Origin of the sequence: Arthrobacter sp. MA-N2, from assembly GCF_000517125.1 — a bacterium.
Classification (GTDB): domain Bacteria; phylum Actinomycetota; class Actinomycetes; order Actinomycetales; family Micrococcaceae; genus Arthrobacter; species Arthrobacter methylotrophus.
Genome location: NZ_KI912156.1, coordinates 82528 through 104584 on the forward strand (window position 1 = coordinate 82528; position 22057 = coordinate 104584).

Sequence of the window (22057 nt, forward strand, 5' to 3'; positions counted from 1 at the left end):
CGAATCCGGGAACGGTCGCTCCTGTTCTGATACCTCGGCTGCAAAGTCTGGCAACTAAAGAAAGGGGGTATCGGAATGGTCTCAGGCTAAGAAATCTTTGTTAGTTCGTCCGACAAGCGTCCGCTTGAGTTCGACCTGCCAATTGGGAGAGGTACTTCCTTGCTGTTGCCGTTCGCAACGGCGTGGTCGCGTAGATAATTCAAATGTGCTTGCATCGCTTCCGCAGCCGCCGCCGGATCCTGAGCCTGGATTGCGCGATAAAGCTGGATATGATGCGCGACCGACTGCTTCCCCAATGCCTCATCCGTATGAACGAAAGCGAGTGGTCGCGCTGTGCGATGTAAGGCGGACACAAAGGCGGCGAGCACACGGTTGCCCGATGCATTCGCGATAACACAATGAAATTGTGCATTTAGCTCGGGAATCTCGGGATCATTATAAGTAGTCCCACTCTCGCGGCCGATAATTTCGTGGAGTTCTACGAGATGGTCATCGTTTCTGTGCTGCGCCGCTAGCCGGGCGCTAGGTACTTCCAGCATGTCGCGGAAGTTTGAAACTTCATCTGGCGTTACCGATCCTATATCCAGAACACTGATCAGCCGATCAGACACCACCCGCGAGAACGAGTTATGGTCCACGCTTTGCACGAAGAGTCCGCTGGTCGTTCCAGGCCCCTTAGTCAGCAATCCTGCCTCAACCAAAGATCTCAGAGCCTCCCTAACCGTTGCCCGGCTGACGTTGAAGGACTGCGCCAGGGCATGTTCGGCCGGCAAACGGTCTCCGTCTCGAAGCGAACCATCGAGAATAGCTTGCTTGATCTGGCTCTCCACTTGCTGGCGGGGTCGTTGCACGGGCATCGCCGGGAATGGCATCGACGCGGCAGACATATCCGGCATTATTTCCTCCTATGCGTAAAGCTTTTACCCTATTGTATGACTAGTCCAAGTGGAGCCATAGACCGAGCAGCTGACCAAAGTCTGACAAGAAGGCGCATTCGCCTTCCTTCTTTGCATCAGAAGGCTTCTCCCGTCCAATTTGCGTCCCAGGCCAGCCCTGGATGGAGCAACGGAGCAGACGCAAATCCGCGCGGCTCAGGATTCCCGGTTCAAGCTCCTCCGCGCTGCGGCCTCGTTAGATTCCAGGCGCCGCGGGAATCGCTTCGATGTGGGTGAAGCCGATCCGCCGGTTTTTCGAGGCGCATGAGGCAAGACTAGAGCGATGGAGGATACGCCCGGTTTTGCGCGGGCCATCGCCCGTGTCGCACTGGCACCCCACAATGTGGTCCCTGTTCATTTGCGCCGGCTGACATCCACGCCCCACTCTTATGGCGCTATCTCGGATTAATCCTTCCGCCTCTCGACGCTGCCCGGTCCATTAGCGCTCTGTTTCGGCGAAAGAAGCAGGCCGCCGGCTCACGCGGCGACCTCGGTCAAGGTCCACTGCTTTCACTTGTCTGCCTTCGTACAAAGGTGACCCCAGCGATGAATGAACCTCTGTTTTCCTTGTTTGTATGGAACGGTCACTTTGTTCAATAATGTGACTCTTGACACTTGTCTGACAAAGTGGAAGGATGCTGTCGTCCGGCTAAGGATCAATGAGGATGCCAACATGCCAGCTTGCAGACTTTTCGTTCGGTATCGATTTCTTTGGGGGGCACCCTTGTAGCCAACGTCCAAGGCTCCGAAGGTTCAATACAGTGCAACCAGGTAGCCGAGCAACAACGCGGGGCTCCTGCAGTAATCCATCCGCCCGGCAGACCCGCAAGCGAGGGCCGGGCCGCCCCGGCTGAGCCAGGGGACCTCTATGCCCGGGTCTTCAGCCAACATCCCGTCCGCTTGGCCAACTGTGGCCTCCCGAAGGCAAAGGTTCAACTCTGACCCAAGATCGGCCTCAGAGTGAATCGGAATATCGCCCGGGCCTTTGAATGCTTTTTACATCTCTGGATCTTGAAAGGATCACAGCTATGAGCCCATCGGCAGTATCGACTGTTATCGACCCTCAAGCTAGGCGTCGCGTAATCGCAGCAACCCTTATCGGAAACTTCATGGAGTGGTTCGACTTTGCCGTCTACGGCTTCGTGGCAACCATCATCGGAGCTACGTTCTTTCCAGCCGGCGATGCCACGAGTCAGCTGCTTGCCTCCCTGGCCGTCTTCGGAGTTGCTTTCTTTTTCCGTCCCCTGGGCGGGGCAGTTTTCGGCTACATCGGTGACAAGATCGGACGCCGAACCTCCCTTGCGCTGGCCATTATCATCATGAGTGTTGCCACCGCTCTCATAGGAGTACTTCCGGGGTACGCCGGTATCGGCGTTGCCGCCCCGATTCTGTTGGTTACTATTCGCTGCATCCAAGGACTCTCCGTGGGTGGTGAATGGACTGGAGCGTCCTCGTTCCTCGTCGAATACGCTCCAGATCGCAAGCGCGGACTTTGGGCCAGCTTGATCGCCGCCACAGCCGCCCTCGGCATTATCGGAGGCAGCGGGGCCGTCTTTCTACTTTCGAACGTCCTCAGTGTTGAGGACATGAATTCATTTGGGTGGCGAATTCCCTTCCTCCTCGCCCTGCCTATCGGTCTTGTGGGACTCTTCATGCGAATGAAATTGGAGGACACCCCGGTTTTTCAGGAGATCAAGAGAACGGGGGAACGGGTCAATCCGTTCAAGCACATCGGCAAAGGCGGAATTCGCAACATACTCATTGCCTTCGCGTTCTCCTCAGCAACCGGCACGGGTTTTTACTTCTTTGCAACGTACTTCGTTAGCTACTTGAATGTCACTTTGGATTTTCCTCGCCCTACGGCGATCCTTCTGAGCATGCTAGCGCTGGTGCTGTACGCAATCCTCTGCCCCATAGTTGGAGCGTTTTCCGACCGTTTCGGCCGCCGCATCAGCTACATCCTAGGATGCGCCGGACTCGCCGTTATGGTCATCCCGGTCTTCCTGATGATGGCGACCAGAAACTTTGGGCTCGCGTTACTTGGCCTCGGAATCTACGCTGTGTTCGTGTCTGCGCTTGTAGTCATGAGCTCGGTGACCATCGTGGAATTCTTCCCTCCCAAAATCCGCCTTACCGCCGGTGCTATCGGATACAACCTAGGAGTTGGCCCCGTAGCTGGCATGGGTCCGTTGGTAGCTGCTGCACTGGTCGCCGCCACCGGAAATCCGCTCTCGCCGGCGTACTACCTGGCAGGCCTCATGGCCGTCGTTGCTCTAGTCCTCCTCAAGTTCCTGCCGGAAACCTACAAGCGTTCTCTGTACGCGGAACATGATCAAACGGGACGGCCCTCGGCTATCAGGGGCAGCGAACCACCCGTAGAAGTCGACCATAAGTAATCGTCGAGGGACTTCAGACGACACTGCCGGCGTCCCGTGCCTCCAAAGGAATGTAAGAAAATCATGCAATTTTTGAATCGCAAAATGTTCAAATCAAAAATTCACCGGGCCACGGTCACGCATGCTGACCTGCATTACGTTGGTTCCGTCACCGTCGACTTGGACCTGCTGGAGGCTGCGGACATCCTGCCAGGCGAACTTGTTGCGATCGTAGACGTTACCAACGGCGCCCGCAGTGATCCAGCTGAAGATATCACCCCAACGCTTGTTCGCCCGCCCTTCGCGGTGGCAAAATCGGGGGTGAACTGAGGTATGACCAGGAACAGTAACCGAAAATCGACGTCGTCCGCGGAAGTTACTGGCCACTACAGCAGCGGCCGCGCCCAATCCACCGCAACGACGCTAACAACCGGCAGAAAGCCGACAGCACGAATCCGGACCCACTACCTGCAACCGGTCAAGGAACAGGGTGAGCGCTTTGCGATGCTCACAGCTTACGACCCGTACGCGGCCGAGATCTTTGACGAAGCCGTATCGACGTACGCGCCGGCACCCGCTGCGGTCTGGGTGGGCCGCGGGCGAGGCCGATCGGGTTGGTGTAGCGGGTTTGGGCGGTGAACGGGGTGGTCCCGCTGCTGGGTTGGAGGATGGTTTGGGTGGTGTCGACGCTGTCGCTGGTGATGAAGGCGAGTTTCACGGTCCCGCCGGCGGCGGTGCGCTGGGCGACGGTCTTCCCTGCGAAACCGTAGGTCTTGGTCGCGGTCTTCACCCCTGCCGGGGTGACATGGGCGGTGATCGAACCGATCGTGACGGTGATGCCGGTTCCGTCGGTGATCCCGACGAGGATCCCTCCGGCGTCGTAATACCGGGTCCCGGTACTACCGCCGGCCCCTCCTGTTGGCGCCGGCGGGGTACCGCGGCCGCGGACGGGTTCGGGTTGGCCGGCAGGTTGCTGCTGCCGGTGGTGGTGGCGAGTTTCCCGTCCGAGGTGTAGCCCAGTGTTTCTCTGGCCCGGGCAGGCCACCGGTGACGGGGCCGTTGAAATAGCCCATGGTGTCGGCGATGAGCTGCACCGTGCCGGGGAAATCGTTGGTGAAGGAAATCGTCCCGTCAGCCCCGACTGCGGTGATCGCGAAGTTGGGGATGATTTGCCCGGCCGTGTAGTTCAGGTTCGAAGTGCCCGGTTTCGCGGTCCCGCCCGCGTACGCGGTGATGACGCCGGAGGAGGTGGAGTTGGCGACCGTGATGTTCATCGCGACCGCTGAAACCGCGGTGGCCGGGAGACCGCCGCGGCCGGTGACCTTGACACTGATCGTCTGTCCCGGTCCGACGGGGCCGGACACCCCGCCGGTTCCGTTGCGGGTATCGAGCTGACGGAACTGGTCTGGGCCGAAAACGCCCCGGGCACTGTCGCGGCGCCGCAAAGGAATTACCCGGAGGTGTCCGCGATGAGCTGGACCGTGCCGGTGGAGTTGTTCGTGAAGCCGGCCCATACCCAGAACTCAACCACACCTAGATTGCCCCTAAAGACACCTTCAGGAGGACTGAGCCTTATTGCAGGGTGGCCGTCAACCGCGCCACGTTGTCCACGTATTTGGCGAGCATCGGCCGGTCCAGCCAATCGTTCAACGTCAGCTCTTGGCACATGTCCCTGTACGCCGACTCCACCGAACGCATGCTGTCCACCGCCTCGGCACCCAGCAACATCACCGACACCTCCATGTTGAGCGAGAAGGAGCGCATGTCCATGTTGCTGGAGCCGAGCACCGCCACCTCCTCATCGATCGTGAAGTGCTTCGCGTGCAGCACGTAGGGTGCGCGGTAGAGATAGATCCGCACCCCGGCCTCCAGGAGCGCTTCGTAATAGGAGCGCTGTGCGTGGTGGACCAGGAACTGATCGCCCTTCTCGGAGACGAAAAGCTCCACGTCGACGCCACGCTGTGCCGCCGTCGTAATGGCGTACAACAGCGAATCGTCGGGCACGAAGTACGGACTGCAAATCGAGATGCGGTGCTGAGCCGAGTAGATCAGTGTATTGAACAGACGCAGGTTGTTCTCCGTGACAAACCCCGGACCGCTCGGGACCACCTGGGCCGTGATCGTCCCCGCAGTGGCCCTGTCGGAGACCTGCAACTGGTATTCGAGAGACTCATCGGTCTCGCTCAACCAGTCGGTGGCGAAGACGACGTTGAGGGTGGCAACGATCGGCCCCTCCATACGGACCATGAGTTCCACCCACTTGCGGCCTGCGCGTCGGTGCTTGGGGTTGTTGTAGGAGGGCTCGATCAGGTTCTGGGACCCGGTGAACGCGATTTCGCCGTCGATCACCAGGATCTTCCGGTGGTTCCGCAGATCCGGGCGGCGCCACTGGCCGTGGATCGGCAGCAAAGGCAACATGCGGCGCCACTGGATCCCGCCGCGCTTCAGCCTGCGGACCAGCCGTCGGTAACCGGGGATCCGCAACGTGCCGATGTGATCGAACAGGAGCCGGACGTCGACACCCCGGTCGGCAGCGTTTTCCAACTCAGTGAGGAGCTCGTCGGTGACCGAATCGCTGCTCATGATGTAAAACTCCGCATTGACGAAGCTCTTGGCCCCCCGAACCGCTTCCGCCATGGCCTTGAGCGATTCCTCATAGCCGGGGATCAACTCCGCAGAGTTGCCGTCCACCATCGGCAGGGAGCCGAGGCGCCGGTTCAGTTCAGCGGCCGACGTCACCCATTCGGGACCGGAGTAGGTGCTGACGACGTCGGCGAGCGCCGAAGTGCCGGCACGCACCCGTTCGTTGACTTGCTCCTGCTGTTCACGACGACGGCGGGACAAGCGGAAATTGCCGAACAGCAGGAACAGGACGAAGCCCACTGACGGGACGAGGAAGACGGCAAGGAGCCACGCCATGGCCGTGGTGGGACGGCGGTTTCCCGGGATGACGCCCAGCAGCACAATGCGCAGGATGATCTCGACAATGGCCCACGCGGTGAGGAGCCAGGTCCACTCCACCCCGAACGGAAAAGGAAACGGCACTCGACAACCCCCAGTCAAAGAACTAGTCAAAGAAGTAACAGTCAGCCCAGCCTATCTGGCGGACCGCTCCCGACCGCTCGTCCTGACCATCCCGCTGGGGGCCACACTAAGCTGGAAGCATGACTCTTCCTGCCTCGACGATCCTCGTCTTCCTGGATCCAGCGTTCGAAAACGGCCGCATCGCCGATTCCAGCCAGCCGCAACTCATGGCAACCGACCTGGGCGCCACCCGGGGTGACGGCGTCTTCGAGTCGCTCCTCGCCGTCGGGGGCCGGGCACGGAAAGTCCAAGCGCACCTGAACCGGCTTGAGAGTTCGGCCCGCGCCCTGGACCTCAACATTCCCGAGCAAGACGTCTGGCGCCGCGCGATCGCCACGGCCATCAAGGAATTCCGCGACGCCTTCCCGGCACCCAGCCCCGCCGAGGACGAGGTCGTCGTCAAGCTCTTGGTGACGCGCGGAGTGGAAGGCGCTTCGGCTCCCACGTGCTGGATCCAGGCTTCGCCGTCCCCCGCGGGCAGCCGCCGGCAGCGCGAGACGGGCATCGACGTCGTACTCCTTGACCGGGGCTTCGACACGGAGGCGGGCGACCGCGCCCCCTGGCTGCTGCTCGGAGCAAAAACGCTGTCCTACGCGGTGAACATGGCCGCGCTGCGGTACGCACACAAGCAGGGCGCCGACGACGCCATCTTCACCTCTACCGACGGACGCGTCCTGGAGGGTCCGACGTCGACCGTGTTGCTGGCGCATGTTGAAACGGTCGACGACGGCACCGGCTCGGTGCGGACGGTCAAGCGCCTTATCACTCCGCAACTGGACAGCGGCATCCTCCCGGGAACGTCCCAAGACGCTCTTTTCACGAAAGCGAAGGCGGCGGGCTGGGAGCTTGGCTACGGCCCGCTGGTCCCGGAGGACCTGTTCGACGCCGACGCCGTGTGGCTGATCTCAAGCATCCGGCTCATCGCTCCGGTCAACCACATAGACGGAAGGGAGATCGGCACCCCGGCAATGCGTAAGCAGCTCACCGCCGAGCTTAACGAGTTGTTCGCGGGGATTGAGTAGGGCTTTGCCGGCGGTCCTGGCTGAGTAGCTGCTCCCGCAGGATGTCAGCGTGTCCGCAGTGCTGCGCAAGCTCGCGCAGCATGTGAAGGTACACCCAGCGTAGCGGGAGCGGTCCGCGTCGGTTGCCGTTGAGCAAGTCGTCGAGTCCCAAGGATGAGGTCGCGCGGCGTGATGCCTCACACGCCTCCCGGTGTGCGAGCTGGACTGAGGCGATGGTGTCGCCTTCTTCGAGGATAAAGGACTCATCCGGCGTCGCAGGAATGCCGATCTCGGCACGGGAACGGCATGTGATGCCTTCGTCGAACCAGACCTTCTCGACAAAGGTCGCGTGCTTCACCAAGCCCAGCAGGGTGGTCCGGGACGGTACCAATGACCGGCGGACCTGTTCCTCGGTCAACCCGTTCAAAGAGGCATTGAGCGCACGGCGGTGCTCGTCAATGAATGCCTCGAACTGGATCCTGATAGGCCGATTGATGACGTCCTCGGCAAACGTCACAGGAAGAGAAGACATGCGTGGAGTATCCCAAGTCTCTCGGCCCGGGGCAATCCGCCAAAGTCTATTGTGGAGACTCCGCCGCGGTAGTTAACTAGTTTCCGTGAACCTTGTTGGGGAAAGGTGATCTGCCTTTCGGCCCAGCGGGCACCTGATTTCACGGTGCCGTGGAATCAGCAAGTCGATGGAAGGCATCATTGTGAGTGCAGTTTCTTCGTCCCAGAATTTCAATCACGGTTTTCCCACGCCCGGTCCCCAGGATCCCTCACCCCAGAAGGTGATGGATCATGTCTTCTTCCTCTCCGAGGGAGAATGGAAAAAAGTCCGCGAAGAAGAACAATTCGACCACATCGTCATCGGCAGCGGGTTCTGCGCCTACGCCTTTGCTGAGCGGACACTGACTGTCAATCCGCACGCACGGATCCTGATCATTGAACGGGGTCCCTTTTTCTTGCCGGAGCATTTCCAGAACCTGCCGTTGCCATACAAGGAGACGCTGGGAGGGCTCTCGGAGACCTTCCCCTGGACCTTGGCGGCTGCCACGGCCAACCAGCCGCCAGGCAAGATTTCCTGGCAGCACGGCATGGTCCCTTTCTACGGCGGACGCAGCATCATGTGGAGCGCGTGGTGCCCCCGCCCCGAGGAAGACGAAATGCGGGGCTGGCCGCGGGCAGTGATGGACGCCGCCAAGTCGCACTTCACGTCGGCGGAGGATCTGCTCAACGTGGTTTCGGCGGACCAAATCGACGCCGGACGGTCGGCCGACGTCGTCGATCTCATTAACGACACCCGGCCCGTCTACGGAATCATGCAGAAAGCCCTCCAGGAACGGCTCGAGGCAGGCCTGCATAAGATCGATTCCGCCACCCGCAGCATGCCGGCCCCGCTCGCTGTGGCAACGGGCGCACGCTCCGGTGTGGACTTCGCGAAGTTCTCCACGCCAGCGGTCCTTCTGGAACTGTCGGACCGGCAGGCGGCGCTCGCGGCCCAAGGCAAGGGCGCGGCTCTTCGCGTGGTCACGGACTGCACGGTGTTGAGTGTGCTCCAGCAGGACGGACGGGCCACCGCGTTGAACACCAACCGCGGAGTGGTGAATGTCGGCAATGCCAACCTGGTCCTGGCCATGGGCACGCTTCCTCCGGCGACCCTGGTTCTCAATTCCTTCCCGCAGGTTCAAGGGGCCGGGGGGCACTTCGCCGCCCATTTCATCACCTCGGTGGTGGCCCGCGTTCCGCGCAAGGATTTTGATTTCAGCGAACAGCTCGGCGAGCTGGAACTGGCGGCCATCTATTTGGCGGGCAAGAGCCCGGCCGGCATGCAGTATCACGTGCAACTCTCGGTCCTCTCGGACCGTTTCCCGGACAAGAACGCCCAGAAGTCCGAACGCTACGCCCCCGACGTCGTCGCCACGGCTTCGCTGGCACAGTTGCGGTCCTCGGAGGACTACTTGGTGTTCGTCTGCGCCGTCCTCGGCGAACTGGACGAGAGCAATCCGGAGAACCACTTGCGCCTGTCCGGCAGCGCGGACCCCACTTGCAACGTCACCTTGCAGGTGCTGGCCAACGCCACTGACGACGACACGTGGGACACCATGGACGAGGGAACCTTCCAAATGCTGGAGCGGGTCCTGTCCCCTTCCGGTGCGGAGCGCGTCGAATACTGGCACGGGGATCCCGATGCCGGGAGCTGGGGCGCCGAGCGTCCCGCAATCCCCGAGCGCCGCGTACCGGGCTTGGTACACGAAAGCTCCAGCTTGCCAATCGGCGAAGAGGAGGACGCCGTCGTCGGGACCGACTACCGCCTCAACGGCGTGCAGAACGTCTTCGTCACCGGCGGCAGCCTCTGGCCCACCGGCGGGTCCTGGAACCCCACCATGACCATGGTGGCCCTGGCGCAGGACCTCGCCGAAAGACTAGCGGCCGACGGCGGAACGGCGGCAGCGCCGTGACCCTCGCCCCGGCGCTGAACCCGGCGCTTCTTCCTACGGTTCCGCCCATGAGCGTCGCCGATGTGCTGGACCGGCAGGACGGCGTGTACTGGGTAGTCAAGGACGCGAATTCGGTCTTCCTGTGGGTCAACCAGAACTTCGCGGACCTAGTGGGCATGAGCAAGTCGGAGCTGATCGGGCACCAGGACTCGCGCGCGGAACACGTGGCTCACGACAAGGAAGTGATGGCGAGCGGAAAGCCCCTGCTCAACTTCCACGAAACGATCGCCGTCCCCAGCAAAGAAGGCGGCATGGTGAATGTGGACATCGTGACCCAAAAAGGGTTGTTGCGTGCCTTGGGCAGCAAGGAAATCATTGGCATCACGGTCTGTTTCTCCCTGAAGGACCCGGTCAATGACTGAATCCGCTGAGGACTGGATCAAACGGCTGGACATGTCCCCCGCTAGCGTGGGCGGCTGGTTCGCGTCCGCCCTGGTAAGCAACGAGGACATAGCCGGTTCGGCGTTGCCTCCGCGCTTCGACGTCGATCACCCGCTCTACAGTTCCAACTGGTACCTGCTGCAGACCGGGGAGGTTCTCCAGCTGCACACCCTGAAGCAGGACGAGTTGTGGTTCTTCCACTTGGGGACGCCCCTCAGGCTGCATGTCTTCTCGGCGGACAAGGGCTATTCCGAACTCGGCTATTCCGAAACCCTGTTCGGTCCCAACCCGGAGGCCGGCGAGACCTTGCAAGGAGTTGCCCCGCATTCCACGTGGTTCGGGGCGGAGTTGGCCGGTCCGGGGTTCGCCTTGGTCAGCTGCAGCCTCTCGCCCGGTTACGAGAGATCGGACTCGGCGAAGCCAACGGAAAAGGACATCGAGTCCCTCGTTTCGAGGTTCCCCGGGCATGCAGCGCTGATCCTGCGCTTGGCGTCCGGATAGAAACGTCTGATGCGCCGGTTCTGGGGCCGGCGCATCAGGCTTCTCCCCCCCAACTAACTCGCAGTTGTTGTCGTTCTGAGGGCTCACAACGACAACAAATGCGAGTCACTTGGGTTAATGAGGAACACGCCGCCCATTCCCCCGGAGGGTCCGAGTCCGTAGGGTATCGACATGAGCATCTACATCAGCCCCGACTCTGCTGCATGGTCGCTGACCGCCATGGCGACTGCCGCGTCAGCGGGATCAATCGATGATGCGAACGGCATGTCCAAGCTGGTGCAGGAAATCTACGAAACTGAAGGTTTCGAGGCCCTGTCCGGCGTGGTTTTTGCCTTGGCTCATCACAACAGCCTCTCGCTGCACGCGCTGGCGACAGCCACCGGGATATCCGTCCACGAGTTACTCGAAATCCGGAAGCATCAAGGCGCCACGTTTCATCGCTCCCCTACGGGAGTAGCGCCACGGACTGATGCCCTGCCACAGCGGCTCCAAGCAAGCCTGGAACAACTGCCCAACCAAACCGAGGCCTAGTCCCCACCACCCACCGGCGTTGCCGCCCGGTTACGGAACATGACGACTGCCGGTAATGCAGGCCGCCGTCATGGATGTTATTTTCTTCTTGAGTAATGAGCACCAGCGCGAAGCCCTGACTTGCTGGTCGGCAACCCTCTCTCCGGCGGGGTGCCTCAGGTGACTACTCGGCGTATCGACACTTTCGAACTGCAAGCGTGACTGAGGAGCACCAATGCCTGAACCCACTGAAGAAAAACTCTCCTACCGTCTCATCACGGGTCCTGATACCAAGGAATTCTGTGAGCGGATCTCTACCGCCCTTGCCGAGGGATACGTGTTGCACGGCAGCCCGGCCGCGACCTTCAATGGTACGGACGTGATCGTGGCGCAGGCCATCGTCCTCCCCGCGGCAATCGCCAGCGCGGATGCCGCCGTCGCCAATGCGGTGGACCAGCTTGATGAAGAGTTCGACGGCGAGGGCCACGCATGAGCTACGCCGGCGACCTGAGCCCGCACGACGCCTGGGCCAAACTGGAGCAAGGCGCCATTCTGGTGGACGTCCGCACCGAAGGCGAGTGGGCCCACATCGGCATCCCGGACACCGCATCTGCGAACAACAAGGGAAACGCTCCCCTGTTCATTCAGTGGAACCTTGCCGGCGGGATCCCCAACTCGGGATTTATCGAGCAGCTCAAGCAACAGGCCCCGGAGGCGGATGCCACCGAACTGGTCTTCCTCTGCCGTTCCGGACAGCGATCAATCGCCGCCGCCATTGCCGCAACACAGGCCGGCTACACCGCGTACAACATCCTTGAAGGCTTTGAGGGCGAACCGGACCGCTACGGCGAGCGAACCGTGAATGGTTGGAAGAACCGTGGACTTCCTACGAATCCGGGGAAGATCTAAGTGACATTCAATCCTGACGCCGCTGGCTGGAACCCTGAGACCCAGGCAGTCCGCGGCGGCCTTGACCGCACCAATTTCCAGGAGACCTCCGAAGCTGTCTTCCTGAATTCCGGCTTCGTCTACGAATCCGCGGCAGCCGCCGAGCGCGCGTTCACGGGCGAAGACGAGCGCTTCGTCTACTCTCGCTACGGCAACCCCTCGGTTGCAACGTTCCAGGAGCGGCTCCGCCTGCTCGAAGGCACCGAAGCATGCTTCGCGACGGCGTCGGGCATGTCCGCTGTCTTCACCGCGCTTGGTGCGTTGCTGGCCGCCGGTGACCGTGTGGTTGCCGCGCGTTCGCTGTTCGGTTCCTGCTTCGTCATCCTCAACGAGATCCTGCCCCGCTGGGGCGTCGAGACGGTGTTCGTTGACGGACCGGACCTGGATCAGTGGCGCGCCGCGTTGTCCGAACCCACCACCGCAGTGTTTTTCGAGTCGCCGTCGAACCCGATGCAGGAAATCGTGGACATCGCCGCCGTGAGCGAGCTGGCCCACGCCGCGGGCGCTACCGTCGTCGTCGACAATGTCTTTGCCACTCCGCTGCTGCAGCGCTGCGGCGAACTCGGCGCCGATGTGATTGTCTACTCGGGCACCAAACACATCGATGGCCAAGGCCGGGTCCTGGGCGGAGCGATCCTGGGCACCAAGGAGTTCATCGAAGGTCCCGTCAAGCAGCTCATGCGACACACCGGACCATCGCTTTCCGCGTTCAATGCCTGGGTGTTGACCAAGGGCCTGGAAACCATGGCGCTGCGAGTAAACCACTCCTCGGCGTCGGCGTTGCGGATCGCAGAATGGCTCGAGGAACAACCGGCCATCAGCTGGGTCAAGTATCCGCTGCTCAAGTCCCACCCCCAGTACGAGCTCGCCGCGAAGCAAATGAAAGCCGGCGGCACGGTCCTGACCTTCGAGCTGCTCCCTTCTGCCGGGCGATCGGCCAAAGAGGCCGCTTTCGCGTTGCTGGACGGACTGGCCATCATCGATATCTCGAACAACCTAGGCGACTCCAAGTCCCTCATCACCCACCCCGCCACCACCACCCACCGTGCCATGGGTCCGGAAGGCCGCGCGGCCATCGGCCTGAGTGACGGCGTAGTGCGGCTTTCAGTTGGGCTGGAGGATGTGGACGACCTCGTCCGGGACCTGGAACGGGCCCTCAAGCAGGTCTAGCCCGGCGCTTCGCGCCAGTCCTGGCGCACCCAGGTGAGGACGGGCTGCGGCTTTGTGTCGCCCTCGTCCTTCTCCGAGCGCATCGTGATCTGAACGGCGTGCTCGACGACGGCGGCCAGTCCGACGGCGTCGGGCGCGCTCCCGTTCTGGCTCCAGCGTTCGGCAACACCCCGCTGCTCGATGGCGCCGTTGCCGCGGCTCAGGATGGCTGCCACGCCGGTTTGGACCAAGTCGAATTCACCCTGTTCGGCGAGCACAGGTTCCAGGTACTCCACCAACGACCACACGACGTCCGCGGCGGGCTCCGGGCGGAATGTTCCGAAGTCCAGCAGTTCAGTGCACAGTCCAAAGTTGCTTGCCTGCCAGGACGCCATCCGCAAAAGAACCGTAGGCACGGCAGCAGGCTCTATTCCGGCATGGTATTCACGGACAGAAGTCTCAACCAAGGCCCTAACCAGCACCGCAATGAGCGCGGCGTCCTCGGCCCGGAGGCAAACATCGGCTACCCGGACCTCCACCGTCGGAACGTGCCTGGACAGCCTGGCATCGAAGTAGACCATCCCCTCGTCCAGCAAGACCCCCGTTTCGATGAGCCTTCTGACAACACGCCGGTAAGAGGCCAAGGAACCGAAGATAGCTGACGGCCCCGACGACGGCCAGCGGTTCCACGCCTGCGTCCGGTAGCTCTCAAAACCCGTAGCCAGTCCCCGCCAGTAGGGAGAATTGGCGCTGATCGCGGTGACGACAGCGAGCTTGTCCCGGATCCGGTCCAGGACCACCACACCTTCTTCGGGGCTCTCGACGGAGGTGTGGACATGAAATCCGCAGGTGAGCTGTTCGTGTGCCGTGATGCCAAAACGCTCGAGCATGATGGCATACCGGGGATCCGGAGTGGTGTGCAAAGCGGCGTCCACGGGCGAAGTGGCCAACGCGGCAATCCTTGCGCCGTGGCGCCGCGCAGCGTGGCTTGCGAGGCCCCGCGCCCGGCGGATCTGATGCAAGAGCTCGCCGTAGCTGCGGCACGGCCGGGTTTGGGTCTCGATCTGCTCGAGCTTGAGTTCATGGCTGAGGCCGGTCTCGGGGCCGTCGATCTCCTCAGGGCTGAAGCCGGTTCCGGGCTCATCCTGGGCTCGGTCGTTTTCGGCGATGCCCGAAAGGAGCGCGTCGGCAAGTGCGAGCGGCTCGCCGGTCAGGGGATCGACGATCAGCAATTCCTCTTCCACACCAAATGTGCGCACGGATCAATTGTGCGCCCTGGCAGCCTTCCGGAAACAGGGGCCGGTTGTTCCCGGACTCCCCACAGATTCTGCTGGATCATTCTTGCCGGTGGGAAGAAGTGCCCCCATTTTCGGGCATGAGCGAAGTCCAACCCGGAATGATCCAGCAGAATGTCGGTCCACTCATCCACATACGGCACATTCAATGGCCCAACAGCTGTATTTCCATGGCTAGCTGGATCCGTGGATGCCTTGGAATACCTGACCTCGGTGGGTGGAGTCGCTCGTGTCGGTCTGCTGCGGGCCAATGGCCATACACCGTCAGCTATCTGCAAGCTGGCCTTCGCCGGGGCATACCAACCGCGGAAAGGCATATGGGCCCTTCCCTCAGCGGATCCGGAGTACCTTTCCGCGATCCTCAATAACGGGCAGCTCACTTGTGCCAGTGCCGCCTCGCGCTACGGCCTGTGGATCAAGGACAAGCCTCTGCGCCTTCACTTGGCCACGCGACACTGCCGGGGCAGGGGTTTTGTCCGGCACGGCGGTCTTCGCTTGTCATCGGAGAATGCCATCCCACTTGCCTCAGTGGAAGACACCGTCATTCATGCACTGACCTGTTTGCCGGAGGTTGACGCCATTTCGATTGCCCAATCGGCCATGCAGCAATTCGGTGTCCCGCGGACTCTGCTCGAGTGCGAACTCTCTGCCAACTATTACGGAAACGCCAGAAGGCTTTTGGCCAAGGCAGATGGCCTGTCCGAATCCGTACCCGAGATCAGCGCCCGCCTCCTGTTCGAACAGGAGGGCCTGGCGTTCCGTCGTCAGGTCCAAATCCGCGGCGTGGGACGCGTCGACTTCCTGATTGGCCGGCGGCTCATCGTTGAAGTCAATGGATACGCCTTCCATCACTCCCGGGAGGCGTGGCGAAAGGACATGGCACGCTTGAATGCTGCGCAGGCACGTGGCTTTGACGTCCTGAGCTTCGCACCAGAGACAATTTGGAACAACCCGGAGCAGGTCATGGAGGAAATCCGTGCCGTCTTGTCCCACCATAACCAACGGCGGTGATGGGCCTCGATGGATTCTGCTGGATCATTGCCACGGTGCGGGCGAAAACCCCCGACTTTCCGGACCTGAGCCAAGGTCAGGCCTGGATGATCCAGCAGAATCTTCCACACCGAGCCGGAATCGAGGCCATCAGTCCTGGAAGTACTCGATCTTGGCCCCGATGGTGTTGAGACGCTCTGCAAGGTCCTCGTATCCGCGTTCAATGACGTAGATGTTGCGCAACTCGGACGTGCCCCGCGCCGCCAGCATGGCCAACAACAGGCAGGCTGCGGGACGGAGCGCCGGGGGGCATCCGACTTCCGCGCCACGCCACTTGGTGGGGCCATTGACGTAGATGCGGTGCGGATCGAGGAGTTGAACCTGGGCGCCGAGCTTGTTGAGCTCAGTTAAGTAGATGGCCCGGTTCTCGTAGACCCAGTCGTGGATCATGGTCTGGCCCTCGGCATTGCCGGCGATGACCGCGAAGAACGGTAGGTTGTCGATGTTCAGCCCGGGGAAAGGCATCGGATGGATCTTGTCCTCCGGCGCGCGCAATCGGGATGGCTTGGTGGTGACGTTCACCAGTCTCGTCCGCCCATTGCGTGCGAAGTACTCGCCCGAGATCTCCAGTTGCTGGCCCATTTGCTCAAGGGTGGCCAGTTCGATCTCCATGAACTCGATGGGGACCCGGCAAATGGTGACTTCGGAGTTGGTCACGATGCCTGCGGTGATCAGGCTCATGGCCTCGATGGGGTCTTCGGACGGGAAGTATTCAATGTCGACGTCGATCGCCGGGCGGCCCGTGATCTTCAGAGTGGTTGTCCCGATGCCGTCGATCACCACGCCGAGTCCCTGCAGGTAGAAGCAGAGGTCCTGCACCATGTAGTTGGGGCTGGCGTTGCGGATCACGGTGGTGCCGCTTCGGTGTGCGGCGGCCATGATGGCGTTCTCCGTCACCGTGTCACCACGCTCCGTGAGCACGAAGGTGCGATCGTCGCCGTCGGCCGGCGGGGCCTGCACGGAGTAGAAGCCGGATTTGGCCTCCACGGAGAGCCCGAACTGGCGCAACGCTTGCATGTGCGGTTCCACCGTTCGCGTCCCGAGGTCGCAACCGCCGGCGTACGGCAGTTGGTAGGTAGCTGCCTCATCCAGGAGCGGGCCTAGGAGCATGATGACGCTGCGGGTGCGGCGCGCCGCCTCCACGTCCATGGAGGCCAGGTCCAGGGTCTCGGGGCGGCGGATCCGGAGGTCGTTGCCATTGAGCCATGTGCACTCGACGCCGATGGAGGTCAAGACCTCGACGATCCGGTTGACTTCTTCGATCCGGGCCAGCCGGCGCAAGGTGGTGGTGCCGCGGTTGATGAGGCTCGCGCAAAGCAGTGCGACGCCGGCGTTCTTGCTGCTGTTGACATCCACCGATCCTGACAGCGTGCGTCCGCCCTCCACTCGCAGGTGGGTCATCTGCGGTTTGCCGACTTTGACAATGGTGCGGCCGAAGATGGACTCGAGGCGTTCGATCATGCGGAGGCTGAGGTTTTGCTTGCCTTGTTCCATGCGGGCAATGGCGCTTTGGCTGGTTCCCAGCTCCGAAGCGAGCTGTCCCTGTGTCCAGCCCTTTTCGCCGCGGGCGTCGCGAAGAAGGAGACCTACATGTTCGGCAGTCGGTTGAGTCATAAGCAATAAATATCACAAATGGTCTATTGACGAGAGGTTCTGTGATGAAACACGCCGGTCCAGCCCAGCGTTAGTCGTTTCATGCGATATGCAACTCGGGGTCAAGAAGTTTCCCCGGCACGGGTTCCAGGCACGGGACCCCAACTAACTCGCATTTGTTGTCGTTATGGGGCCTCATAACGACAACAAATGCGAGTCAGTTGGGTTGCTTCAGCCAGACGAAGTGCCACGTCCCCGCCCAGTGGGCCGCGAGCACGGCTGCGGCTGCGATGACCACCCCACCAGCCAAGACCCAGCCGTCCAGGGGACTGTAGGTGGATTCGCGTGCCCAGGTCCGCCGTCCACCGCCGAAGCCACGTGCCTCCATGGTCACGGCCAAGCGCGACGCCCGGCGTATCGCCTGGACCAACAGTCCGAAGCTCTGGCCGAGCATCGCCCTGGTCCGTTGCAGCGGGCTTCCCTGCGAGCCGACACCCCGCGCGCGCCGCGCCATGCCGATCGTCTGCCACTCCTCCGCCATGAGCCCCACGAGCCGCAGCGCGGCCAAGGTGCCCAGGACGAAGCGGTGAGGCAGTTTCGCCTTCTGCGCCAAGGCGTCGGCGAGGTCCGTGGGATCGGTGCAGCTCATGAGGAGGATGGCCGGCAAAGCGATCGCCAGGCCGCGCAGCAGGAAGCCGAGTCCCAGCTGAAGCGAGCCTTCGCTGATGGACCAGATCCCGACGTCGAGCAGTATCCTGCCGCTGTCAGCCGACAGGATCGCAGTACTCCACCCGCCGAGCGCTGCCGCGATGATCAGGGGCCAGCCGCGCTGCCACAGCAAACGAACGGTGAGGCCCGCGAGTGGGAACAGCGCCAGCTCGCCAAGGAGCGCAGTGGAGGCTGACACCAAGTCGATGGACAACGCCAGGACCAGGGTGATCAGGAAGACCGACACGAACTTGGCCAGAGGATTCGCGCGCGTCAGGAGCGCGTTGTTCCCGCGCAGGCTCAGGGTTTCCCTCATGCCGCACCCGCTTCCTGCCGGGCCCCGCCTTGCAGCGCAGGCGCGAGCCTCATCTCGGTCCCGCCGAGCACGGAGCTGAATTCCTGGTCGTGGGTCACGGAAACTACCGAGGTGCCGGCGTCGAGCAGTTCGGACAGGAAAGAGGCGAGCTCCGCCCAGGTGTTGGCGTCCTGTCCGAAGGTTGGTTCGTCGAGCACCAGGACGCGCGGGTGCGCAGCGAGCACGGTGGCTACGGACAGCCTCCTCTTCTCGCCGCCCGAGAGCGTGTATGGATTGGCGTCCACGAGGTGGCTCAGCCGCAGCCGTTCGAGCAGCTCGTCCACGCGATCCTCCCCGTGACCAAGGTGCTTGGGCCCGAACATGAGCTCGTCCAGTACCCTGCCGGTGACGAACTGGTGCTCGGGTTCCTGGAACACGGTCCCGATGCGGGAGATCAATTGCTGGGCCTTCCACTTGAAAGGGTCGTTGCCGGCGCCGTCGCTGAGCTCGACGGCGGCAGTCACCGCGCCGGACACGGGCGCCAACAGACCAGCGAGGGTCAAAGCGAAGGTCGACTTTCCCGCGCCGTTGGGACCCGTGATGGTCAGCGACTGCCCCGCGAACACTTCGGCGTCGAGCCCGGTCTGCACGGGACGGGGTGGGATGGTCTTGAGCCCTCGGCGGCGCGCCCTTTCACGGGAGACTGCGAGCTCCTGGGTGGCGAGCAACAGCCCACCGCCCTTCGCGTTGGAACGAGGCCGGGTGGCCGGCACGTAACCGGGCACCCAGACGCCCGCAGCAGTGAGCATGTCCCTTGCTCGCACCAGCACGGTATCCGGGTCGCCGTCCAGGAGCACCGCGGGCGTTGAACTTCCTTCCGAGGAGCTGCCCGGCTGCAGCACCACGATCCGGTCCACAAGGTCTTTCCACACCGCGACCCGGTGCTCCACCACCACCAGGGTGGCGCCGGTCTTGTCCAGGCAGCGGCCCACGGCGTCGCGGACCTCCAGCACGCCGGCGGGGTCCAGGTTGGCGGTCGGCTCGTCCAGGAGGATCAAGCCCGGCCGCATCGCCAGGATGCCAGCCAGCGCAAGGCGCTGTTTCTGCCCGCCGGAAAGGGCCGACGTCGGGTGGTCCAGCGCTAAGCCGCCGCTGGCACTGCCGCCCGCACTATTCCGCAGCCCGACGTCGTCGAGCGCTTCATGGACGCGCTTCCAGATCTCCTCCCGCGGCACGCAAAGGTTCTCGGCCCCAAACGCGACGTCGTCGCCCAGCCGGGAAAGCACCACTTGGGTTTCAGGGTCCTGTTGCATGAGTCCGGCACGGCCCCGCTGGGCCCGGGGCGGCTGGCCGTCCACCAGCAACGAGCCGGTTTCGTCGGCGTCGTCCCCTTCCTCTCCCAACACGCCCGCGAGGGCATGCAAGAGCGTCGACTTGCCTGCGCCCGAGGGGCCAAGCAGGAGCACACGCTCGCCTGGACGGATGTCCAGATCCAGGCCGTGGATGGCCGGTGTGGTGCGGCCGGCGTGCCGCCAGCCCCAGCCTCGCGCGGAAATTGCGGCGGGACGCACCGCAGCGGGGGTACCGGAATCAGGACTGGGCATCAGGAAAAGACAGGCTCCGAGGCGGCCTTACGGGACGCGAACGCGCTCAGGACACCGGTCTTGGCCAGGCCGCGGGTGGCGATCCAGGACAAGGCTCCGGCAATGACGGCACCGGAAACCGTGCAGAACACGATGTACACGAGCTTGTCGCCGATTTCGTAGGCGATGTTCCAGCCCCACGGCAGGAAGGAGTCGTTCAGCCCGCAGAACAGGCCCGCACCGGCACCGGCCAGCAGGGACACCGGCAGGTTGAACTTCTTGTACATGAACGCCAGGAAGATGAGTTCCGCGCCGAGCCCCTGGAGCAGGCCCGAAATCAAGACCGTGGTGCCGTACTGGTTACCCATGATGAGCTCGCTGGTGGCGGCCACTATTTCGCAGAAAATTGCGGCACCGGGCTTGCGGACAATGAGCATGCCCAAGACTGCCGGAATCATCCAACCACCAGCGATCAGTCCCCCCAGCGGAGGGTAGCCGGCGGTCGCGGGCGTGACAACCAAAGCCATCTGGTCCCATGCCCAGAAGATCACGCCACCGGCGATGGAAATCAGGGCCGCCACGACGATGTCCACGACGCGCCAGTTGAAAGCGGGCTTGGTGAGGGCCGGCTTTGCAGAAATACCAGTCATTTTGTCCTCCTGAGGAACAGGAGGGGAAAGTGTTCCCGGCTTACGTTCGGCTTCCGCCGAGCTGGTTCCGGACACTATGAGAACTCGACTCCCTTGCGCCGGTACTAGCCGGATCAGGTTCGAGGGTCTGCGGCTGTCCGCACTCTCAGCGCCCGTCCTCCGTGCCGCATTGCTGCGAGCCCGACGGCGGCGCTCCCCTGTCGTTATCAATCCACCCTTTTGGGCGTGGTTCAGTTTACACCTTGGCGGGGTTCCGAACGGGAAAGTGACGCATTCTGCTGGATCATTCCTTTTCTTGGAGCCGGCAGGCCCGGGGCGGCGCGGTCGGGCGGCGAAACTGGGAGAATGATCCAGCAGAATCATCGCAGCAAGCGGGGCAAAGGAGCGGTCGTGACAGGCATTGGTACAGCGGAAAGCACCACGGTGGCCGAACCGAGGCTTGCCGCCAGCGTGATCCTGGTCCGCGATGCTGCTGGGCGAGGGGGTTCCGAAGGGGTGGCGCGGCCTGCGGGCGCCGCAAACGGCCTGGAGGTATTCGTTCAGCACCGGGTGTCCACCATGGACTTCGCTGCAGGCATGGTGGTCTTCCCCGGCGGACGGGTCGACACCGTGGACAGCACTGGCTGGGACTTCGCGGACGACGTCGTCGAGCGGCATGCCGCTGCATGGCACCTGAGCAGCATCGCCGTCGAGCCCTTGACGGCACGCCACAACGCCGGCAGAGTGCTGGCGGCCGCGCAACGCGAGGTGTTCGAAGAGGCCGGCCTGAAGCTCGATGCAGCCACCCTCCGCCCCTGGGCCAACTGGGTCACCCCGGAAGACCAGCCCAAGCGCTTCGACACATACTTCTACCTTGCGTGCCCGGTTTCCGGAGCCGAGCCAAAGCATCAAACCACGGAGGCGTCATCGTCCCTGTGGATGCCGGTCCGCGGAATCCTTGAGGCTGAATCCGCGGGGACACTCAGGCTCATGCCGCCCACTCTGGTGCTGCTGGATGAACTGCTCGCCCTCGGCACCATGGAAGCCGTCTTGGCCGGGGAACGCGAGATCATACCCGTGCGTCCGCAGCCAGGGGCATTGCAGGAGTTCTTCCGGAACAGGCGCCAGCCCCCGTCCCTTGCGCCTTAGCGGGCCTGATGTGGGGTTAGGCTGGGGGCAGACCTGTTTCCCCCTCAAGGAGTCCCGGAATGAACCTCCTCATCAAGCTACTCGGCACCGGCGTGAGCATCGGCGCAGGCTTTGTCGGCACCAAACTGGTCAATGCCGTGTGGGAAAAAACCACGGGCAACAAGCCGCCGAAAGGCCACGACGACATGGAGACGAGCCTCCGCTCAGCGCTGACGTTCGCACTGATTTCGGCGACTGTCAGTGCCGTCATCCAAGTTGTCGCCAGCCGAGGCACCCAGCGTGCCATCTCGCGCTTCTCGAAGACGCAGGACATCGTCTAGGCTGACGGCTGGCCGTTCCGGTTGGGACCGGCAGCGTCGCCCGCGTTTCC

22 protein-coding genes, 1 pseudogene and 2 riboswitches are annotated in these 22057 nt (G+C 62.6%); of the genes and pseudogenes, 13 read left to right on the plus strand and 10 right to left on the minus strand.

The features are described 5' to 3' along the window. Positions 1-86 precede the first annotated feature (86 nt). Complete coding sequence (locus A3M3_RS25900) at positions 87-896, minus strand: FadR/GntR family transcriptional regulator (RefSeq protein WP_051423384.1); 810 nt, start codon at positions 894-896, stop codon at positions 87-89. A 1067-nt stretch (positions 897-1963) separates the two neighbouring features. Here A3M3_RS25900 and A3M3_RS25905 point away from each other — a divergent pair. Both A3M3_RS25905 and A3M3_RS0118575 read left to right on the plus strand, forming a co-directional pair. Further along, positions 1964-3331 (plus strand): MFS transporter, encoded by a 1368-nt coding sequence (locus tag A3M3_RS25905; RefSeq protein ID WP_051423385.1) that lies wholly within the window; start codon positions 1964-1966, stop codon positions 3329-3331. Positions 3332-3403: 72 nt separating this feature from the next. Then, a pseudogene (locus A3M3_RS0118575) lies at positions 3404-3565 on the plus strand (aspartate 1-decarboxylase); the annotation flags it as partial. A 253-nt stretch (positions 3566-3818) separates the two neighbouring features. On the opposite strand, the gene A3M3_RS28215 reads toward A3M3_RS0118575, so the two are convergent. From A3M3_RS28215 to cls, 3 genes are all read right to left on the minus strand, one after another. Next, positions 3819-4100 carry a hypothetical protein gene (locus A3M3_RS28215; RefSeq protein ID WP_028267597.1) on the minus strand — a complete coding sequence of 94 codons (282 nt, stop codon included), beginning with the start codon at positions 4098-4100 and terminating at the stop codon, positions 3819-3821. 109 nt (positions 4101-4209) lie between these two features. Next, a complete protein-coding gene (locus tag A3M3_RS0118585) occupies positions 4210-4824 on the minus strand; it encodes a hypothetical protein (RefSeq protein WP_155854470.1) in 615 nt (204 codons plus the stop codon). Positions 4825-4882: 58 nt separating this feature from the next. Next, entirely contained in the window at positions 4883-6331 is a 1449-nt protein-coding gene (cls, locus tag A3M3_RS0118595; RefSeq protein ID WP_028267599.1) for a cardiolipin synthase, read from the minus strand. A gap of 143 nt (positions 6332-6474) precedes the next feature. Between cls and A3M3_RS0118600 the strand changes: the two genes are divergently transcribed. Further along, positions 6475-7416: an aminodeoxychorismate lyase gene (locus A3M3_RS0118600; RefSeq protein WP_028267600.1), complete on the plus strand. Its 942-nt coding sequence runs from the start codon at positions 6475-6477 to the stop codon at positions 7414-7416. Here the strand turns inward: A3M3_RS0118600 and A3M3_RS0118605 are convergent. After that, on the minus strand, positions 7388-7927 hold the full coding sequence (locus tag A3M3_RS0118605; protein ID WP_028267601.1) for a DinB family protein: 540 nt from the start codon (positions 7925-7927) through the stop codon (positions 7388-7390). The genes A3M3_RS0118600 and A3M3_RS0118605 overlap by 29 nt on opposite strands. Before the next feature lie 181 nt (positions 7928-8108). Between A3M3_RS0118605 and A3M3_RS0118610 the strand changes: the two genes are divergently transcribed. The 7 genes from A3M3_RS0118610 to A3M3_RS0118640 all read left to right on the plus strand — a co-directional run bounded on the left by A3M3_RS0118610 (position 8109) and on the right by A3M3_RS0118640 (position 13406). Then, positions 8109-9857: a GMC oxidoreductase gene (locus tag A3M3_RS0118610; protein ID WP_028267602.1), complete on the plus strand. Its 1749-nt coding sequence runs from the start codon at positions 8109-8111 to the stop codon at positions 9855-9857. A 47-nt stretch (positions 9858-9904) separates the two neighbouring features. Continuing rightward, a complete protein-coding gene (locus A3M3_RS0118615; protein ID WP_155854471.1) occupies positions 9905-10258 on the plus strand; it encodes a PAS domain-containing protein in 354 nt (117 codons plus the stop codon). Further along, on the plus strand, positions 10251-10778 hold the full coding sequence (locus A3M3_RS0118620) for a cupin domain-containing protein (RefSeq protein WP_028267604.1): 528 nt from the start codon (positions 10251-10253) through the stop codon (positions 10776-10778). The genes A3M3_RS0118615 and A3M3_RS0118620 overlap by 8 nt, the downstream gene beginning before the upstream one ends. 171 nt (positions 10779-10949) lie before the next feature. After that, positions 10950-11309, plus strand: coding sequence for a hypothetical protein (locus A3M3_RS0118625; protein ID WP_028267605.1), 360 nt, complete (start codon positions 10950-10952; stop codon positions 11307-11309). 91 nt (positions 11310-11400) lie between these two features. Further along, a riboswitch (SAM riboswitch) is annotated at positions 11401-11513 on the plus strand. A gap of 10 nt (positions 11514-11523) precedes the next feature. Continuing rightward, on the plus strand, positions 11524-11781 hold the full coding sequence (locus tag A3M3_RS0118630) for a DUF1737 domain-containing protein (protein ID WP_028267606.1): 258 nt from the start codon (positions 11524-11526) through the stop codon (positions 11779-11781). Next, positions 11778-12197 carry a rhodanese-like domain-containing protein gene (locus A3M3_RS0118635; RefSeq protein ID WP_028267607.1) on the plus strand — a complete coding sequence of 140 codons (420 nt, stop codon included), beginning with the start codon at positions 11778-11780 and terminating at the stop codon, positions 12195-12197. The genes A3M3_RS0118630 and A3M3_RS0118635 overlap by 4 nt, the downstream gene beginning before the upstream one ends. Continuing rightward, entirely contained in the window at positions 12198-13406 is a 1209-nt protein-coding gene (locus tag A3M3_RS0118640; protein WP_028267608.1) for an O-succinylhomoserine sulfhydrylase, read from the plus strand. On the opposite strand, the gene A3M3_RS0118645 is transcribed toward A3M3_RS0118640, so the two are convergent. Beyond that, positions 13403-14644 carry a glutamate--cysteine ligase 2 gene (locus A3M3_RS0118645; protein WP_028267609.1) on the minus strand — a complete coding sequence of 414 codons (1242 nt, stop codon included), beginning with the start codon at positions 14642-14644 and terminating at the stop codon, positions 13403-13405. The genes A3M3_RS0118640 and A3M3_RS0118645 overlap by 4 nt on opposite strands. Before the next feature lie 222 nt (positions 14645-14866). Here A3M3_RS0118645 and A3M3_RS0118650 point away from each other — a divergent pair, with 222 nt between their 5' ends. After that, positions 14867-15691: an endonuclease domain-containing protein gene (locus A3M3_RS0118650; protein WP_028267610.1), complete on the plus strand. Its 825-nt coding sequence runs from the start codon at positions 14867-14869 to the stop codon at positions 15689-15691. A 129-nt stretch (positions 15692-15820) separates the two neighbouring features. On the opposite strand, the gene A3M3_RS0118655 is transcribed toward A3M3_RS0118650, so the two are convergent. The 4 genes from A3M3_RS0118655 to A3M3_RS0118670 all read right to left on the minus strand — a co-directional run bounded on the left by A3M3_RS0118655 (position 15821) and on the right by A3M3_RS0118670 (position 20559). After that, complete coding sequence (locus tag A3M3_RS0118655) at positions 15821-17344, minus strand: UDP-N-acetylglucosamine 1-carboxyvinyltransferase (protein ID WP_028267611.1); 1524 nt, start codon at positions 17342-17344, stop codon at positions 15821-15823. A gap of 196 nt (positions 17345-17540) precedes the next feature. Continuing rightward, positions 17541-18347 (minus strand): energy-coupling factor transporter transmembrane component T family protein, encoded by an 807-nt coding sequence (locus tag A3M3_RS0118660; protein ID WP_028267612.1) that lies wholly within the window; start codon positions 18345-18347, stop codon positions 17541-17543. Next, positions 18344-19930 carry an ABC transporter ATP-binding protein gene (locus A3M3_RS0118665; RefSeq protein ID WP_028267613.1) on the minus strand — a complete coding sequence of 529 codons (1587 nt, stop codon included), beginning with the start codon at positions 19928-19930 and terminating at the stop codon, positions 18344-18346. The genes A3M3_RS0118660 and A3M3_RS0118665 overlap by 4 nt, the downstream gene beginning before the upstream one ends. Continuing rightward, a complete protein-coding gene (locus A3M3_RS0118670) occupies positions 19930-20559 on the minus strand; it encodes an ECF transporter S component (RefSeq protein WP_028267614.1) in 630 nt (209 codons plus the stop codon). The genes A3M3_RS0118665 and A3M3_RS0118670 overlap by 1 nt, the downstream gene beginning before the upstream one ends. A gap of 72 nt (positions 20560-20631) precedes the next feature. Then, positions 20632-20768, minus strand: a riboswitch (TPP riboswitch). Between the two features lie 181 nt (positions 20769-20949). Between A3M3_RS0118670 and A3M3_RS0118675 the strand changes: the two genes are divergently transcribed. Together A3M3_RS0118675 and A3M3_RS0118680 are read left to right on the plus strand one after the other, a co-directional pair. Then, positions 20950-21687 carry an NUDIX hydrolase gene (locus A3M3_RS0118675; protein ID WP_028267615.1) on the plus strand — a complete coding sequence of 246 codons (738 nt, stop codon included), beginning with the start codon at positions 20950-20952 and terminating at the stop codon, positions 21685-21687. A gap of 59 nt (positions 21688-21746) precedes the next feature. Then, positions 21747-22007 carry a DUF4235 domain-containing protein gene (locus tag A3M3_RS0118680; RefSeq protein WP_028267616.1) on the plus strand — a complete coding sequence of 87 codons (261 nt, stop codon included), beginning with the start codon at positions 21747-21749 and terminating at the stop codon, positions 22005-22007. The last annotated feature ends 50 nt before the right edge of the window (positions 22008-22057 follow it).